We start from the raw sequence: 15,914 nt of genomic DNA on the forward strand, positions 1-15,914 counted from the left end.
ACCGTCACATGCCTAAACTCGCAGTTCCCCTCACAGACCTCCAGCCACGCACAGCAAAGCCCAAAGACAAGCCATACAAGCTGACCGATGGTGGCGGCCTTTATCTTTTGATTAATACGGACGGCGCAAAGTATTGGCGCATGGATTACCGGTACGGTGAGGCCCGGAAGACTATGGCCTTTGGCAAATACCCCGAGGTCACCTTGGCAGAGGCCCGCGAAAAGCGCTTGGCTGCACGTAAGCTACTCGATCAAGGGATCGACCCAAGCCAGGACAAGAAGGATCGCCAACGCGAACTAAATGAAACCAACAGCAATACGTTCGAAAAGTTGGCCCGCGAGTGGCATGCCAACAAGCTGCCGACTTGGAGTCCCGCAACCGCCAGCGACACCATCCGTCGTCTGGAGATCGACATCTTCCCGCAAATCGGGTCGATGCCAATCGGTGCAATCAAGCACCAGCACATGATCGCGGCGCTTCGCAAAATCGAAAGCCGAGGCGCACACGAGATTGCGCACCGTGTTAAGGCTACCTGTGCCCGCGTTTTCACCTACGCCAGCCAGCATGGGATCGAAAATCGAAACCCAGCGGCGGAAATGAAGGACGTGCTGAAACCCGTCAAGGCCGGTCACTTTGCTGCAATCACGGCTGACGAATTGCCCGCTTTTCTTGCTGCAATGGACAAGAACGATGCGCGTCTGTTCAAACCGACCCGCATTGCCTTGCGATTGATGATGCTTATCTTCGTGCGCACCTCCGAGTTGATCGAGACGCCGTGGAGCGAAATCGACCTGGAAAAAGGGGAATGGATCATTCCGTGGCATCGCATGAAGCGAGGCAAGTTGACGGTTAATCCTGATACGACCGACCACCACGTATGCTTGTCCTTACAGGCGCTCGACCTGTTGCGAGAGTTACATACGCTGACCGGTGGCGGAAAGTATTTGTTCCCAAACCAGCGCGATCACGAAAAGCCCATGAGCAATGGAGCGATCTTGATGGCCCTAAAGCGCATGGGCTACCAGAATCGCATGACAGGCCACGGCTTCCGCGCCCTGGCTATGTCCACAATCAAAGAGCGATTGGGTTACCGGCATGAGGTGGTTGATCGCCAGTTGGCCCACGCACAAAAGGACAAAGTGGCCGCAGCTTACGATCGAGCGCAGTTCTTGGCGGAGCGCCGCGTGATGATGCAAGATTGGGCGGATTTCATTGACGGCATTGCTAGTGGGAAAGTAGTGGTCGGAGCTTTTGGTCGAAAGGTTGCCTGAGAATTTTTACTTGGGAGTCTGAAAAATAGCCGAAAGAAGTTACCGATGCGCTGACTATAATGGGTTGGAGGCCTCTATACATCTTCTAACCCTTTATGGAGTTTCACTGCATGACCCAGCCACACATTGAACGTCTTCCCGCTGTTTTGAGCCGTCTCGGCGTAAGCCGCAGCAGTCTCTACAAATTGATCCAACAAGGACAGTTCAAAGCTCCTCTGAAGCTCGGCCCAAGGTCGGTCGGTTGGTTGTCCACTGACACGGACGACTTTATCGCAAGCCGCGCGCAGGCTGCCCGCATGCGTTCCGCAGCATGAGCGAATTCGCACCTACGACGGCGAGCCATGATGACGCGGTAGATTTGAAGCTTGAGCCGTTCTCCAATCTGCTTCGCGAGTTCTATCGTCTTACTGGTAGCGCCCGCGCGGCAAGTCTGGACGATCAACAAATTTCGCAATTGCTTGTCTGTGGGCGCGAAGTGGATCGCCATCATCTTAACGAACAAACTATTCTCGTACTTGGCGATGATTGGTTGCAGCGTCTGATTGTGATCAAGAACGCGCACACCCCACACTTCGCCTTTGTAGATACCTAAGGAAAGACCCATGACGAAACGTATTACCCTGGACGGCGATATGGCCGTAATCCTGGGGCGGCTGGCTTCGCGCTCAGGAATTAGCGTTGGCGCAATTGCCAACAAGGTTCTGGCATCACACGCCGCCGAATTCTATGAGATCGACACTTTCTTGGACGCGCATCCAGCTGGCGCTGGATCTCTCCATGAACATGGACTCAACCTAGTGCAGTCCTATGGCCCGGAATCCATCATCGAGGGAATTTCACGGATCGCGCCGGACTACCACACGCTGGCGGTTCGTTTTGAGCGCGCCTTGGCAGATGCCATCGGCAAAACGCCAACCAGGTCGTAATGAGCGGGGTGAGCGCAGCATGCTCAAAAGAGAGCTTTACGCCAATTGTATCGCTGCTGCGCGCCTCTGAACCGGAGGTGCTGTGTGAGGCAAGACGGCGCGTGCAAGGGCTTGATAGAGAAAACTTGCTCGTGAGATTTCGTATTGCCTTTGCAGCTGGGAAGCGGCTTGTGGCATACATCTTGGCCGAAGCCCTAATTGAGCGCGGAATACCTCCTTGCTTTTGGCATGAGGAACTGGCGCTGGATAGAGTTACGGTAAATCAGCGCGCAGACTTGCTGCTATTTGATCTTGCCTGGATGCGACGCTGGAACCGTGAGCACGCTAGTGTCGTGAGATACCTCCGGGGCAAAGCGTTGTTGACTGGTAGCGAGGCAGTCTTTCACCGTGAGGCAAACTTCGCCTTTAACGAAGGTAAGCGTCCTGCTTGGAAAATAGTCGGCTCGCTCAGTCTCACGGAACGCCAGCAATGGGATTGCGCTTACCTCCGCTCAGCACCGATCAAGAAGCAAGCTGATTTGACGAGGGTATTTGGCAAGCGCATCAGGCAGACGCTATGGGCCGACCTGCAAACAACTCGGCGGACGGCAACGTTCGGAGAACCGGAAGCCCAGGAGGCGCTCGCGCGAAGGCATGCACTCTGGTGCTGCTCGCGCATGGTAAAGAGCGCTAGTCCAACTGATATCGCCGCTCGGTTCTACCAGATGACCGGCGTGCAGATTTCCAGGCAAGCAGCAGCAAAGCAACTTGTTAAAGTGCGCGCTGTGCTGCGCGAACGCGGAGATGACTTTATGGATTAAAAACGACGCGAGGGGGGAGGGGGCGTATCCCTTTTCGAGAACGAAGTTCTCGATTGCTTTCGTCACCCGTCAAACACTTTGTCACGCCCTTGAATTTGGTGTCTTTGTGGGGTGACGGAATTAGATGACTTTGAGCGGTGACAGATTACGGCCTCTGTCACCCGCCAACCTTATACGGGCCGTCACCCATCATTCCGCATTGTGAGAACTAACGCGTAAGTGATGCGTAACGATTTCATGAAAAATGGCCAGTCCCGTCATCGGCTCCGGGTTTCACGAGCCGACACTTTAGAAAGCACGACTATGCGTCATATTACCCTCGAACAGTTCGCGGAAATTTTGGAAGTTATGGCCATTGCACACTCCATCGACAGTGGAATCGCAATTACCCATGTCGGCGAGGTCGGTGGAAGGCCTACCATCGCCATCTCAACCTGCAATGGTGACGGTGATTGCTTTGTGATGCAGTAATGGCCTGGCCCATTTGCGGATGGGCTAGAATTTCTTATGTTAACTCGTTGCGAAAAATTTGGGCTGAGGGAGGAACAATGAAATTTACGCTAGATCGCGATCTTCTGCTGTCCACGTACTTGCCTTCATCGGAAATCGACGCCGAGGCTCGCATGATTTTCAACACGATTGACAAACGTAAGGATTTCAGCGAACTGCACTACTACGAATTCATAAATTGCTTTGGTGAGGATGGGCATCTCTTGGAAATGGAGCGAGATGGGATCGTGTTCACCGACGCCGGAAAGAGGCACAACAACCGGGTTCATTACGAAGCGAATATCTTCGCTTTCGTGCAAAACCTGCATGCACTGTGCGATTCCTTTCCTTTCGTGACACTGCGTGTGCTTGGCCCTCTTGAATACAGCGGAAAAAAGGGGCGGATGCCGCTTACGAAGAAGCAGTGCGGGTGGAACGACGTATTCTTCAAATCCGTTGAAGAAACTCATCCTCAGCTTACTGAATTTTTGGGACAGATACGGCGCTTCGGGTCTGAGAAAACGTTCTTGCTGCTACGGGGATTGGTGAATCAGTGTAAGCATCAGTATTTGCCAAGAATACTGAACCATCGCACGAGTCTACATTTTGACGTGATTGAATATACCGATGCGAGCGGCAATCAGGTTCGCGCGGAGAACTTGGACGCCGAAGCTTTGATGCGAAAATGGCATAACAGATTACTCCGGCGATTGTTTCTGCTTTACGTTCGCCTGCATAGGGCTAGGCTAAAACAATTGAGTCTTACGAGCTAACCTTGGTGACGACGTCAGCATCAAAATATTATGCGACTCGTACCCAGCCACTTACAAATGCGGCAGCTATGCCAACGAGGATGAATGGGACGAGGAGGTTCGCGAACCATAGAATTCTAGCTGCACCGCCAATTCGCCAATATGAAATCGAGGCCCAAAGGGCACTACTGCTGAATAGTCCCAAAACGTTTTCTCCCTCCAGTTCATGTCCAGCGCTGTGAGTTCCGTAGAGCAGAGCGACTGTTACGCCAAGGTAGCGGGCAGCTACCTGCGATGCCAACGAGCGAGTCTGCGAAGTGGGAAGGGCGAAATATGCGACCCTCAGGTTTGCCCCAAGAAAAAGTGCGGACAAAATGAGCAAGTGTGGGACACCTGTTGGCACTTGATCAAAGCAATAATGGAGTAAGCCCAGCAACTGGCCTGATACGTATGTCTTATAAAACGTGATTGCGTCGCTAACAAAGCCCTTCCATCGAAACACTGTGTCCGAAAGACTGGCAATTGAGCCGGATGCGAGGAAAAACGATAGTCCGAGGAAAGCCTTCACACGCCACGGCGACTTAGCCCAAAGGGTCGTGACCTCACTAAAATCACCTTTCAGCCCCATCTACCGCTCCCGACCTTTCTGAACTTGAGGATTTTATCGACAGCGGCATTGAGCCATAGCGTCGAAGTCCTAGAAAAAAATTGCTCCGTGCAGGGGAGTGTGTGTGAAAACTTTGGCCCGCAAACCGACAAACCTTATACTTTTGGAGTCATGCCCCGACCGGAGTGGCGTGGTTCAGGATTGTGCTCACGACGCTGAAGCGCTGATAGCTTCTTTGTTCCAACGCATCGGCAACCCCCAATGCGACCTCGTGCATTGCGAGCATCGCAGCTTTGAAATAGGAGTCGAAAGCCTCTCTCGTCGCGATTGTTAAGCGCTGCCCGTGAGCAATTTTATTTCGGCTATAGACAAGCTCATGGAGGTAGTGAGTTTGCTCTTCAACGTTCTTCGACTTCAAGTCCAGGCGGTTTAACCACGACAATAAGAGGTCGGGCCATAAGTTAGAAGTTTCACCGATGTTGTCGAATTCAGCCGTTTCGTCTAGCCGGTCATTCAATTCGTCCATGAATTGAGTGAAGAATTCATCATGGTGCTCATGTCGTTTCAACTCTAAAAAGAACTGCTTCATGGAATGCGCTGCAATCTTCCATTTCAAGTCCTTTCGCTTCAGTTTTCGCTTCTTCAATGCCTCGATGTAGACGCCGACGCAAAATTTGCAAAAGCCTTCATAGTGCGCGTAAAGGAGTGCCACATTTGCGCGCAATAAAGTTTGCTCTTGAGGGGAGCTGACCGTGGTTTGTAGAAGCTGCTTGCGCATGATCGCAAGTTCCGCTTCTCGCCAAACTAGATCATTCACAATTTCCTTGACGAACAGTTCTGCAAACGCGCTTGTGCTCATGCTGAAAATGCGCGTCCAATAAGGTTGATACGTTCGTTCATTTTAGGGAGCGAGTTTGCGCCTGGGCCGGTCACGTTCCTGAAATCGATAGATTCCACAGTTGCTGCCAAGCGCGCAGTCGCATCAGCGGTGGGCAGGCCTTGCAAATTCGCGAGGGCCTGGATGCTACCGCACGTCACTGCTTCATAGTAGGCTGGAGCGACGCTGCCGATCGGCAATCCATTGCGATATTTCACGAATGCATAAGGGCCGAATTTGTCCGCCAGGACGTCGAACAGGGTCGTGAATGCCAACCACTCAGCATCCATATCGAAAGGCTGTTTCCCCAACAAGACATCTTCCATGAAGGTGTCGAGCCAGTCGCTAATACTGCCTTTGAATTTATCTCGGTAGTTCTTAACCGCGAAGAATCGCAAAACGAGTTCTTCGTCGCCTCGCGCCTCAATCGCGACTGGCGAGAGAAGTTCCATCGTGGTGCGGAATGCACCGTATTGCGCACATTTATTGATGAACGCGTAAAAATCTGCGCCCCCCAAGATTCGTGCGTTGACGTTTCGGATGTCTTGATCGGAAAGCTTGGAGCCACCGGTATTGAGGCGCTTGAACATTTCGTAACGCAAGAACTGATTGCTTTGTCGCTTGATGATCACGGTTCGGATTGCCGACCGCTTGAGCTTGAGCTTTAGTGTGAGAGGTAAGTCTTCAAAAGTGGTGCCATTCAACTCAGGCACGAGATCGCAGCCTTCCAAAGTGAGGAGGGGCAGTTCAATAGCTTCGTTGTTAATGAACTGGATCAACGAACTTACGCGCTGTAAACCATCTACAAGTTCAAGGCGACCATCGTCGTTTTCGATAACGAAGATCGAGGGAATCGGAAGCTGAATTAGAACGGACTCAACCAGGCGGGAGCGCTGTGCGTCGCTCCAGCGGAACAGACGTTGGAAGTCAGGTTGAATGATAAGTTCTCGGGAGGAGTGCAAGCCCACCAGTTCCCCAATCGACATATCTACGCTATCAGTGCGAACCTCGCCGATTCGCTTGTCGATTGATTCAATAATTTCCATTTGCAGCCCTATTCACAAGAGTTCGGATACGTTCAGCGGCGCTATTTCAGGCCTTTAAATAAGTCTTCGATCGACAGGCCAAATGCTTGAGCTAGTCGTTCAATGCCATCAAGAGACAGGTTTGACGTGCCTCGCTCAATTCTACTCATGTAGCTACGTGCGAACCCGCACTTGTCCGCGAAGTCTTCTTGCGAGACCCCTGCGTCACGGCGTAATTGACGCACCCGTTCGCCAAATGATTTTCTCAGCGTTTCCACGCCGATACTGTCGAGCAATGTATACTAATTCACCACGCTCTAATCGTGACATTTTTCTTTACCGGAATAATAAATTGATAAGACTAGTCGATGTGGCTTTACGCCTGATTCAGCTGTGTTGCTGTTGCATTGGATTTTTGTTTGGCCCGGTGGGCATGGTCTTGGCCATTTTCGGCATCGGCTATGTCCTGTTCAAGAAGCCGCTTACCTGGACTTCAGTGATGCACCGATACTATTGCTGTGACTGCAAAGTCGCATTCCCTGTACCTCCTAGCGATCTGTATAAAAGGAAGACTTGTAAGACCTGCGGAGGTCACGACACTGCAAGGTCGCGCTGGTTATACTGGTGATGAGGCGTTGTCGGTATACAACGACCTCGAGAAATTTGCACTAACAGCAGGGGGCGAGAATAGGGCCTAGAACGGAGCTTGAAGCGACGAACCTGAGCTGTAAATTTTGACGGTATCTATGACGGTATTTTTGAAATCGCAAACCAATGATTGTAGTGTTCATGCGGGTTCCGAGGCATGATTAGGCTTCCCCTCTCAGATACAGTAAGGGCCGCTTTCAAGCGGCCCTTTTCATTTCTACTATTCCCGCACCTGCGCCAGCACGTTTAGCCAGGTGGCATATCGGCGAGTCGACCGCACTGGGCCAGCATCCCGGAAAGAATGCTATCTGCAACATCTCCTGGGTACCCTGGAGGGAGCATGTCCCCAACCGCTTCTGCAACCAGTGGCGCTTGGGCCAAGACCTCCTCAATGAGCTCCTCGGCGACGCGGCCGCCAAGTCCCACCTGGCGGGCCATAGCGGACCAGTGGCGACGCATGATTCGATCAATGAAGTAGTAATTTTCACTGCCCCGGATGGCCATTGCCAGCTTGGCTTCCTGGCGCGCGATCAAATTCTCGCCGTGCCCAATGACTGGATGCGCCGAGAGCACGTCGTACAGCGGGGAAGCTTGGTATTGTCCCCCACGTCCGACCATGATGCTGAAATTCTTGGCGTGCCCATCGGTGGCCATCAGAAGCCAGAAAATGAGCTGAGTCTTGAAGAAGTTGCGGCGGTCAAAATCCGCCTTCTCCGATGAGAGCAGTATCTGCATGATGCGCTGAATCCCCGGCCCGCCGTCGGCCTGGTACTTCAGAAGGGGAGAGCAGCCCAGCGCCTGGCACATATCCTCTTGCGGTAATCGGGCAATCCAGGTGCGATCGTTGGATAATTTACGGTCAAACCGCTTTACGGACAGCGCCTTTTGATCCTCGAAAGTCAGAATCTCACTTTCGGCAACAGGTAGGCCAAATTTGTCCATGATTTGCGAGCAGAGCCACTCGTTTTCGACCGAGGTGCGCATGTCCGCACGGCTGTTGCCCACAAGGCCAAGTGGCAGTTTCAGGATATGGGTGGTCGGGGTACTTCCGATCGGGCGGAACCATTGTCCGTCGTGCCACAGAAGGGCGTTCTTCTCCTGGGCGCCGGCAATGGACAAGCGTAGGTCATCCCTGTGGTCTTGGCGGCCCAGGCCCGCAGGCGCCGTCGTCGCGCGCAGCAACTCCGCGATCTCATGCTCGTCCAGCAAGTCGCCTTGAATGGAGAACAGATCGTCCGGTGTTTCGTCCGGCGGCAGAAGTTGGGCTGCACCTACGCAGTCTCGTCCCAGCGCCTGCAGCAAGGCGAAAGGGGAGGTGCTTCCTGTGTTGTGCTTCTGCGCCAGGCGCCGGCGAATGCGATCGCTATCAGGCAGTAGGTTGTCGAAATAGTTCGTAACCACGTCGCCCGAATACGGAGCGTTTGCCGCCGTGAAGGGCATCGACAAAGACAGAGGGCGCCGGTTCTCGTCTTCCAGCCATTCTTGGAAGTACGCGAACGTCGAGGTGTTTCGTTTGATTGTCCATTGGCCTACCGGGGTGCCATTGAGCCAAACGTTGAGACTGCGCTGGATTCCACGTTGGGCCATGGTTCACCACTCGGTTGTGTCGCCGGCTTTTACTACTTTTGCAGGGGCTGCCGCCATGCCAGGTTTTGTGTTCGTCGGTAAAACCTTGCCGGCCTGAGATCCTCGGCCTTCGACCTTCGCCTTCGCTTCTATGGACCTTCGTCGAGTACTCGATTTGGACTTCACCTGAAAGACTGGCAACGTATCCGGGTCGCTGTCGCTCACCTGAAGCTTGACGTTCATCAGCCGCAAAATGGTGAAGAGGCGGTCGACGCTCGTCGACGCCAGGTTCGATTCGATCTGGGCGTAGCTCTGTTGGCTAATACCTAGTTTTTCAGCCATTGCCGCCTGGGTGAGATTTGCCTTCTTCCTGAAACCCTGGATGAGCGGCTTCAGGTGATCCAGCGTCTGGATTGTGAAGTCCATAGTTTTACCTCCGTAAATGCGCTTCCATTTACAGTATATGGCCTGTAAATCGCGATTACAATGCAAGACATGTAAAGTGAAGAAATTACAGTGCTCAGAATGTATTTTACTTTTACAGCCTTTGAATTGTAAATTGTGCTGGCCAGTATCAAGGAAACACCGGTGACACCGAAGGGAGTGCAGGGGGGGGGCAAAGCTGTACTACTGGCGCCCCCGGTTTATACTTGCCGGCATGCTCACCCGACAACTCCTGTTCCTGTTCAGCGCCCTTGGTGCCATCAATGGCATCTTCTTGGCCATCTACTTTTTCAGGCGCCAGCCGAAACGCCTTTCCGATTGGATGCTTGGCGCGCTACTGTTGGCGATCGCCGTCCGTACGGCGAAATCCACGGTCCTGTTCTTCGATCCCACCATCGCCCTCGAGTTCAGGCAGTTAGGCTTGTCTGCCTGCCTGCTGATCGGGCCCTTGACCTATTTGTATGTGCGCTACTACCTGATCGAGCGCCAACAGGTTCCAGCGGACCAGCGCTGGCGCTGGCATCTTGGCCTGGCGTTCCTGATCATCGGCTTGGGCGTGCTATTTCCCTATGCCAGTTATCGCAGCATCTGGAGCAAGTCCAGTGATGTGATTCACATTTACTGGCTCGGTTACTTGCTGGCCGCAGCATGGGCATTGTGGCAGGCGCGCGCGCAGTTGAGGGAGGCGGGCGGTCAGGCATGGATGCCGCTTAGTGTGTTTGCCGGCAGCTTCCTTATTCTCGTCGCCTATGCCACTACGCCGCTCACCTCCTACATCGTTGGGGCGCTGTCATTTACTTTCTTGCTGCATATCGCTGTGCTGGTCTTCCTGCTCCGCAAGAGCGAAGCCGAGATGAAGGAGAAGTACCAGAACCGCAAATTGAGCGACGAGGATGCGCAGCAGATCCTGGCGGCTGTCGGTCAGCAGATGCTGGAGCAGGAACTGCATTTGAATCCCAACCTGACCTTGGCCCAGCTCGCCCGGAAAACTGGACACCTGCCGGCGGAAGTGTCGCAAGCCCTGAACGCAAGGTTGAACAAGAGCTTCAGCGTGTACGTCAACGAGTTCCGCATTGCGGACGCGAAGAAGTTGCTGCTCGCCGAACCTCAGCTCAATCTGGAGTCCGTGGCGGAGCGCTGCGGCTTCAATTCCAGCTCCACCTTTTTCACCGCCTTCAAGAAAGTCGTTGGCCTAACGCCGGCACGATATCGCGCCGAATCGCGCCCTGCGGCCTGAAAAATACTCCGGAATCGCGTTTCCGGAGTTCGAATTCGCGATATTCCAGTGTTTTTGAGCATGCTTCGCCCGATGATTGACGTGCTAGGACGTGATGATTTCACCTCCCAGCGCTAATCAATTTGGGATCACGAGAGGATGACTTCATGAACAAGGGATTTTTTATTCGCGTTTTTCTTTTATTTGCGCTCTTCGTTTGCACCACCCAAAGCCGTGCGGCGGCAAACGGAGATGAACAGGCCGCTGTTGCCCGGGCGGTGGGTCTGTATTTGACGGGCAGCAGTTTCAACGTTCAGGCGGACTTGCATAAGGCGTTCTACCCGAGCGCCCGCCTATATCTGGATGGGCCGGACAATGCGGTGCGGGAAATGTCGCCGCAGGAGTACGCAAAGCTATTCCCGTCCGAGAAGCAATCCCAGTTCAATGGCCGCATCGGGCGTTTAATCAGCATCGATATCACGGGCCAGCTTGCCACGGCCAAGGCGGAAATCCTGATGCCGAAGCAGGGCCGGCGCTATGTCGATGTCTTCCTGCTCCGGAAAGTGGAGGGCGAGTGGAAAATCATGAGCAAATCGGCGGTGCGAGCCGATGGTCCGCAGCATGGGCGCAAGGTGCTGTTCGTGCTGTCGAACGTGGCGCAATATCCGGGAACCAAGGTCAATGCAGGCAATAACTTTCCGGAGATCGCCTACACCTACGATGCCTTGGTCAAAGCCGGTTACGCGGTGGATTTCACCAGCCCCGATGGCGGTGCTGTACCGCTGGAGATGGTGATTACCTCAGACCCTATGCAGCGGCGCTATGTGTATGACAGCGACTTTATGTGGGGCCTGGCGAATACCCGCGCTGCCGCTGACCTTAAAGCGGCCGATTACGTCGCCATTGTTTATGTGGGCGGCGGTTCGGCAGTTGTGGGCATCTCCGAAAACGGCGCGATCCAGAAGCTGGCAAAGCAGATCTATGAAGAGCAGGGCGGGGTGATTGCGGCAATCTGTCATGGAACCGAAGGGATCTCGCAGCTCAAACTCAGCGATGGCTCTTTCCTAGGCCAAGGTAAGGTGATGACCAGTTTCCCGGATGCCTTCATCAACCGGGAATCTGCTGTTTTCAAGGCCTATCCGTTCTCAGCGGAAGGCAGTATCAAGCGCAACGGCGGTAAGTTCGTGCATGGCCCCAGGGATGGCAGTCATGTCGCCGTCGATGGGCGCTTGGTTACTGGCATGAATTGGGAGTCTTCCATTGGTGTGGCGAATGCAATGATCCGGCTGCTTGGGGATAAGAATTAGCACCGTTCTCTCCTGGCGCACTTTTACGTGGCCGCCTCACTTCGGGTCTGGCATGGCAAGCGATTGCTCGGGGATGGCGGCCATTCCAGGTTCATGGCGCAAGTACTTGGTTCCATAGCCTCTTAAAGCGTGAAATTGCGGCGCGGTGTGCTTTGATTTTTTCGAAGTCAGTGCCAGCAGGATATTTGTAGAGGGTTGCCAGCACGTCCCAGAACGCGTACGAGATGGCTATCTCGCCGCTAAATCCTGTGAAGTGATTTTGCAAGCCCAATGCATGGCCGAATTCGTGAACGACGGTATCCTGGGAAATCCAACAGTCGCATTCTTCGCTGCCGTGCATGTTGTGGCCGATCTGAATGTACACCGGCTTTGTGCTGATATGGCCGCAGCCATCCGCTTTGATTTCGTTTCCATTGCCTGATACTGAGGTGACGTTTGCGACGTAGTTCTGGTAATCGGTTGTGTCGTTTAAAAACGATGTGCCAAACGAGACGTGGATGATAGCGTCATCCTCGTTCGCCTGCGTTAAACGTACGCCCACTTTTTTGTTAATGTCCCTGATTGCGCCCATGGTGTACGCATGCAGCGCTTTTTGCTTTGGGAATTTTGGGTCGGGCGAGGCAATGAAGACGGTGACCTCATCCGGCATGCGCGTTGTGCGACTGATTGGCGGATCTTCGAACTGATTGCTCGTCGTTAGCTTGTCCACGATCTCCGTGTCAGTGAAATGAACCCTTTGCATCGAAGTCCTTATAGTTCAGTTTGCTTGAGGGCGGTGGTGCTTGCGCGGTGCTCGAAGCCGCTCGCCGGGCAAATGGCCAGTGCAGATTCGAACGATTGGCGGGCTGCACCCCGGTCGCCTTTCAGGCGCGCAGCCTGGGCGATGTAGTAGTGCGCTTCACATTCGCGGCTATTCGCCCGTCCTTCATCTTTGCGTGCGGTTTTCAACAGGCTGCTCGCGCTGCTTTCTCCCGCCAGAAACTCCATGATGGGCGTTGGCCAGCTTTCATCGTTGGCCCGCTTGAGGAATATCTTTAGCTCTTCTTGGGCCGTATGGGTCTCGCCATTCAGGGCAGTTGCGATGTAGGCTTCCAGTTCCGTGTATCGAGAGGATGAAACGCTTTGTGCCAGCTGGCGCAAGGCGGGTGCCGCAATTGCAAACTCGCCGTCGCTCAATTGTTGGTTGGCTTTCTGGAGGCGCGTCTTGAAATCACCCTTGGCGCCCGCTGTTTCGCGAAGTTTGGCTGCGCGCGCGGTATCTTGGGCGATGCCTTCGCCATTTTCCAGCCTCATTGCCAAGTGGGCCATTGCGCCGGGGTTGCCTTGTGCTGCATCGATCTCTAGCCATTCCACGCGGTCGGCGATGGAAGTGATGAGTTTAAGCGGCGCCTTGTTTTCAAGGTAGACCTTGCCCTGGCTGCGAGAAAACAGCACGCGGTGGCTGGCCAGAAAGTCTGTGCCAAGGATCATCTCTGTGCCGCGTGGGTCGGCGGTATTGTGGTTGACTGTGGTCAGCGTGATTTTCAGGTTCTTGTGCGTGTCTTTGCCAATCCCCATTTCCGAGACCGGCACAATCCACGCTGCCAGTGAGCCTTCGCCTGCTCCTGTAACAGGCGTCCTCTCCATCGCTCCTGGCATGCTTGGGGTGATGCCCGCCCGGCGCGCAGCGTGGATGTCGATTAATGAGTAAGGTGCCCCAGTGTCGATCAGGGTTCGCACTGGAACGGCATTGACGTTGACGTAAAAATGGGGGCGGGGATCACTGGCGTCGACAGGGGCATCGAGGACGGCGGCATTCGGTAGGAGGACCGTGTCTTTGCTGCAGTTACCCAGACGGTTGAACTGCAGCCGATGGGCGGCGAAGTCAATTTCAAGGTCTGCCTGCAGCAAGAAATCCACGCCAAGTACGGCGCCGAACACGTCGTGTTGGCTCATCGCGGCTACGGGAAAGTTGGCTCTGATTGGCTTGGTATTTCCTACTGAAAATTCACTCACGGCGGTTGTGAAGCTTCGGCGTGTCAGTCCGCCCAAGCCAGCGGCGCCGCCTCGTTGCAGCCTGGCAGGGAGCTGAAGCAACTCGATACTGCGTGCTTTGATGAGTGTATAGGCTGCGCCAGTGTCTACCAGCATCGGAACCGTAAGACTGTTGATCTTGCCTTCGAGAACAGGGCGTGAGTACCAGCCCTGAATCTGCAGCGGTATCGGTTCGCCGCGGATGTATTCGCAGGTGGAGGGTGCGGCGGCAGTGACGGTTGTCGCGTAGAGCGTGGACACAATCGCCGCGGCGAGAAGTGCGTTGTGCATAGAAAGCAATGTTTATAGAAAGTATTTCTATATTAGCATTGTTGCCGCGTGTAATCAGATGGCACTGCCTACGCCCGCGCCTGCGCCGCAATCTACGCCGCAAGACGTTCATGCGCGGTGCGGCGTGCGCGTTCCTGCAGCAGCACCCAGGCGCCAGTGCGGGCCACCGCCTCGCGCAGGGCCGGTGTATCGTCTTTGACCAGCACCTCCACATTCAGCGCGGCCGCTTGCGCCAGCACTTGCGTTAGTTCGGCGGCGCCTGCGCCGTGCAGGCTGGCGATGCGCACGTTGTCCACGCGGGCGTGGCCGAGGATGGAGGGCAGCTGCGTGGCGCTGGCCACCTTCACCGACACACGGAAGCCGTTGCGGCGGTAATTGTCAGCCACGTAGTTCAGCATCCAGTTCTGGCGCGCGTTCACGGAGGGCAGTTGCAGCACGATGCGTTCCAGCGGCAATCCGAGCGAGTCGAGGATGCGGCGGAAGGCCATGCCATGGTTGCTGCTGACAGCACTGAGCAACCTGTCGTGCACATTCAGGTGCAGCGTGCCGGCGTCGTCGCGGTGGAAGAAGTTGATGGCGTGGAGTGTGCGGCACAGGCGGTCCAGCGCCACCGATTCGTCGTCGCTGGCGGCCCCGTCCAGGTAGGACCAGAGCGGCAAGCCCTGGTCTTCCTCGCTGATGCCGCGTACGCGGCCGGCGTAGGCGGTGGTGACGCCGCTTTCCAGTTCGCGGATGGTGTGGAATGCGCTACCCAGCCAGCAGTTGAAGATGTGGCCTTCCACGTGGCCATCTTCGCCCAGGCGCAGGCTGCCTGGAGGCGTCTGGCCGTTTGCGAGGCGTTCAATATAGGCTTGCAGGGCTGGGTAGCGCATGTCGGCTCCTTGGAGTGCGTGGAGACTCAGTCTATGCTGCGGCCCCCTGCAAAGTGAACGAAGCTTTCGGCATATCCAACTGCGCAATATTCAGATGGCCCAGGAAGCTGCCGTTGCCGCGCGCATCGCCGTTCTTTTCGATCTGCAGCGCAAAGCGCACGGCCGGGTCGTCGGCCAGCTTGCGCATGTAGCGCGCCACGTTCGGGTAATTCTCTTCCAGCGTGAACACCTTGTGGTACTCAGCCCAGCGGCCAATCGCGTACAGGTAGGCGTCGGCGACGGTCGGTTTGTCGCCACCCAGCAGCCATTCGCGTTCGGACAACAGGGACTCGAGGTAGGCGTATTCCACGCGCACCGCGTCCTCGCCGTATTTGCGCAGCACGCTCTTCACGGTCGGGTCGTCAATGCCGGCGTCATACAGCTTCCACAGCGGGGCGAAGGCTGCGAACAAGTCGGTGACCAGGTAGGACAGCATGGAGGCCAGGCGGTCGGCATCGGGCGTGCCAGGTTCGAAGCCCAGGCCTTGCGCTACGCCGCGTTGGCCGATGTGCTGCAGGATAGCCAGGCTTTCGGTCAGGCTGTCGCCGTTGGCGGTCAGCATGGCGGGCGTTTTCATGCGCGGATTGATGCGGGCGAATTGCTCGGGCCATTTGTCCATCATTTCAATGCGCACCAGGTGGTAGGGCTGGCCGAGCCATTCGGAGGCGATAACCGATGCCAGGGAGCAGCCGCTAGGTACGCCGTAAAAGATTACTGGTTTCATTCGTTTTCTCCATGTGGTGAGTTGGTAGGGGAAATATACGTGCGTGA

Annotated in this window: 18 protein-coding genes; 9 read left to right on the top strand and 9 right to left on the bottom strand. The window is 55.0% G+C overall.

From position 1 onward, the window contains the following. Window positions 1–8: 8 nt before the first annotated feature. From GTP41_RS05480 to GTP41_RS05510, 7 genes are all read left to right on the top strand, one after another. Window positions 9–1,271 carry a tyrosine-type recombinase/integrase gene (locus GTP41_RS05480; RefSeq protein WP_161024556.1) on the top strand — a complete coding sequence of 421 codons (1,263 nt, stop codon included), beginning with the start codon at window positions 9–11 and terminating at the stop codon, window positions 1,269–1,271. Between the two features lie 110 nt (window positions 1,272–1,381). Then, window positions 1,382–1,585, top strand: coding sequence for a helix-turn-helix transcriptional regulator (locus GTP41_RS27955; protein ID WP_202419628.1), 204 nt, complete (start codon window positions 1,382–1,384; stop codon window positions 1,583–1,585). Next, a complete protein-coding gene (locus GTP41_RS05490; protein WP_161024558.1) occupies window positions 1,582–1,863 on the top strand; it encodes a hypothetical protein in 282 nt (93 codons plus the stop codon). Before GTP41_RS27955 ends, GTP41_RS05490 begins: the two co-directional genes overlap by 4 nt. A gap of 10 nt (window positions 1,864–1,873) precedes the next feature. Further along, window positions 1,874–2,197, top strand: coding sequence for a hypothetical protein (locus GTP41_RS05495; RefSeq protein ID WP_161024559.1), 324 nt, complete (start codon window positions 1,874–1,876; stop codon window positions 2,195–2,197). Further along, complete coding sequence (locus GTP41_RS05500) at window positions 2,197–2,997, top strand: hypothetical protein (RefSeq protein ID WP_161024560.1); 801 nt, start codon at window positions 2,197–2,199, stop codon at window positions 2,995–2,997. Before GTP41_RS05495 ends, GTP41_RS05500 begins: the two co-directional genes overlap by 1 nt. A 222-nt stretch (window positions 2,998–3,219) precedes the next feature. Beyond that, window positions 3,220–3,468, top strand: coding sequence for a hypothetical protein (locus GTP41_RS05505; RefSeq protein WP_161024561.1), 249 nt, complete (start codon window positions 3,220–3,222; stop codon window positions 3,466–3,468). 77 nt (window positions 3,469–3,545) lie between these two features. Then, entirely contained in the window at window positions 3,546–4,259 is a 714-nt protein-coding gene (locus GTP41_RS05510; RefSeq protein WP_161024562.1) for a hypothetical protein, read from the top strand. 755 nt (window positions 4,260–5,014) lie between these two features. Here GTP41_RS05510 and GTP41_RS05515 read toward each other — a convergent pair. The 5 genes from GTP41_RS05515 to GTP41_RS05535 all read right to left on the bottom strand — a co-directional run bounded on the left by GTP41_RS05515 (window position 5,015) and on the right by GTP41_RS05535 (window position 9,387). Then, window positions 5,015–5,704 (bottom strand): MAE_28990/MAE_18760 family HEPN-like nuclease, encoded by a 690-nt coding sequence (locus GTP41_RS05515; RefSeq protein WP_161024563.1) that lies wholly within the window; start codon window positions 5,702–5,704, stop codon window positions 5,015–5,017. Further along, complete coding sequence (locus GTP41_RS05520; protein WP_202419629.1) at window positions 5,701–6,768, bottom strand: DUF262 domain-containing protein; 1,068 nt, start codon at window positions 6,766–6,768, stop codon at window positions 5,701–5,703. The genes GTP41_RS05515 and GTP41_RS05520 overlap by 4 nt, the downstream gene beginning before the upstream one ends. Before the next feature lie 41 nt (window positions 6,769–6,809). Continuing rightward, complete coding sequence (locus GTP41_RS05525; protein WP_161024681.1) at window positions 6,810–7,025, bottom strand: helix-turn-helix domain-containing protein; 216 nt, start codon at window positions 7,023–7,025, stop codon at window positions 6,810–6,812. A gap of 616 nt (window positions 7,026–7,641) precedes the next feature. Next, window positions 7,642–8,982 (bottom strand): type II toxin-antitoxin system HipA family toxin, encoded by a 1,341-nt coding sequence (locus tag GTP41_RS05530; protein WP_161024564.1) that lies wholly within the window; start codon window positions 8,980–8,982, stop codon window positions 7,642–7,644. A gap of 3 nt (window positions 8,983–8,985) precedes the next feature. Further along, window positions 8,986–9,387: a helix-turn-helix transcriptional regulator gene (locus GTP41_RS05535; protein WP_161024565.1), complete on the bottom strand. Its 402-nt coding sequence runs from the start codon at window positions 9,385–9,387 to the stop codon at window positions 8,986–8,988. A gap of 232 nt (window positions 9,388–9,619) precedes the next feature. On the opposite strand from GTP41_RS05535, the gene GTP41_RS05540 reads away from it, so the two are divergent. Together GTP41_RS05540 and GTP41_RS05545 are read left to right on the top strand one after the other, a co-directional pair. After that, window positions 9,620–10,642: a helix-turn-helix domain-containing protein gene (locus GTP41_RS05540; RefSeq protein WP_161024566.1), complete on the top strand. Its 1,023-nt coding sequence runs from the start codon at window positions 9,620–9,622 to the stop codon at window positions 10,640–10,642. Window positions 10,643–10,788: 146 nt separating this feature from the next. After that, entirely contained in the window at window positions 10,789–11,928 is a 1,140-nt protein-coding gene (locus GTP41_RS05545; protein ID WP_161024567.1) for a nuclear transport factor 2 family protein, read from the top strand. 91 nt (window positions 11,929–12,019) lie between these two features. Here GTP41_RS05545 and GTP41_RS05550 read toward each other — a convergent pair whose 3' ends face one another. The 4 genes from GTP41_RS05550 to GTP41_RS05565 form a co-directional block, all read right to left on the bottom strand. Further along, window positions 12,020–12,637, bottom strand: coding sequence for a hypothetical protein (locus tag GTP41_RS05550; protein ID WP_161024568.1), 618 nt, complete (start codon window positions 12,635–12,637; stop codon window positions 12,020–12,022). A gap of 41 nt (window positions 12,638–12,678) precedes the next feature. Next, complete coding sequence (locus tag GTP41_RS05555; protein ID WP_161024569.1) at window positions 12,679–14,232, bottom strand: retroviral-like aspartic protease family protein; 1,554 nt, start codon at window positions 14,230–14,232, stop codon at window positions 12,679–12,681. A 92-nt stretch (window positions 14,233–14,324) separates the two neighbouring features. Then, entirely contained in the window at window positions 14,325–15,104 is a 780-nt protein-coding gene (locus GTP41_RS05560) for an EAL domain-containing protein (RefSeq protein WP_161024570.1), read from the bottom strand. Between the two features lie 31 nt (window positions 15,105–15,135). Continuing rightward, on the bottom strand, window positions 15,136–15,867 hold the full coding sequence (locus tag GTP41_RS05565) for a glutathione S-transferase family protein (protein WP_161024571.1): 732 nt from the start codon (window positions 15,865–15,867) through the stop codon (window positions 15,136–15,138). Between the last annotated feature and the right edge of the window lie 47 nt (window positions 15,868–15,914).

It is taken from the genome of Pseudoduganella guangdongensis (assembly GCF_009857475.1).
Lineage (GTDB): Bacteria > Pseudomonadota > Gammaproteobacteria > Burkholderiales > Burkholderiaceae_D > Rugamonas > Rugamonas guangdongensis.

Bases quoted from the DNA above. Each gene is read 5' to 3' on its own strand.
- GTP41_RS05480 (WP_161024556.1), top strand. From the start codon at position 9: ATGCCTAAACTCGCAGTTCCCCTCACAGACCTCCAGCCACGCACAGCA.
- GTP41_RS27955 (WP_202419628.1), top strand. From the start codon at position 1,382: ATGACCCAGCCACACATTGAACGTCTTCCCGCTGTTTTGAGCCGTCTC.
- GTP41_RS05490 (WP_161024558.1), top strand. From the start codon at position 1,582: ATGAGCGAATTCGCACCTACGACGGCGAGCCATGATGACGCGGTAGAT.
- GTP41_RS05495 (WP_161024559.1), top strand. From the start codon at position 1,874: ATGACGAAACGTATTACCCTGGACGGCGATATGGCCGTAATCCTGGGG.
- GTP41_RS05500 (WP_161024560.1), top strand. From the start codon at position 2,197: ATGAGCGGGGTGAGCGCAGCATGCTCAAAAGAGAGCTTTACGCCAATT.
- GTP41_RS05505 (WP_161024561.1), top strand. From the start codon at position 3,220: ATGCGTAACGATTTCATGAAAAATGGCCAGTCCCGTCATCGGCTCCGG.
- GTP41_RS05510 (WP_161024562.1), top strand. From the start codon at position 3,546: ATGAAATTTACGCTAGATCGCGATCTTCTGCTGTCCACGTACTTGCCT.
- GTP41_RS05515 (WP_161024563.1), bottom strand. From the start codon at position 5,704: ATGAGCACAAGCGCGTTTGCAGAACTGTTCGTCAAGGAAATTGTGAAT.
- GTP41_RS05520 (WP_202419629.1), bottom strand. From the start codon at position 6,768: ATGGAAATTATTGAATCAATCGACAAGCGAATCGGCGAGGTTCGCACT.
- GTP41_RS05530 (WP_161024564.1), bottom strand. From the start codon at position 8,982: ATGGCCCAACGTGGAATCCAGCGCAGTCTCAACGTTTGGCTCAATGGC.
- GTP41_RS05535 (WP_161024565.1), bottom strand. From the start codon at position 9,387: ATGGACTTCACAATCCAGACGCTGGATCACCTGAAGCCGCTCATCCAG.
- GTP41_RS05540 (WP_161024566.1), top strand. From the start codon at position 9,620: ATGCTCACCCGACAACTCCTGTTCCTGTTCAGCGCCCTTGGTGCCATC.
- GTP41_RS05545 (WP_161024567.1), top strand. From the start codon at position 10,789: ATGAACAAGGGATTTTTTATTCGCGTTTTTCTTTTATTTGCGCTCTTC.
- GTP41_RS05555 (WP_161024569.1), bottom strand. From the start codon at position 14,232: ATGCACAACGCACTTCTCGCCGCGGCGATTGTGTCCACGCTCTACGCG.
- GTP41_RS05560 (WP_161024570.1), bottom strand. From the start codon at position 15,104: ATGCGCTACCCAGCCCTGCAAGCCTATATTGAACGCCTCGCAAACGGC.
- GTP41_RS05565 (WP_161024571.1), bottom strand. From the start codon at position 15,867: ATGAAACCAGTAATCTTTTACGGCGTACCTAGCGGCTGCTCCCTGGCA.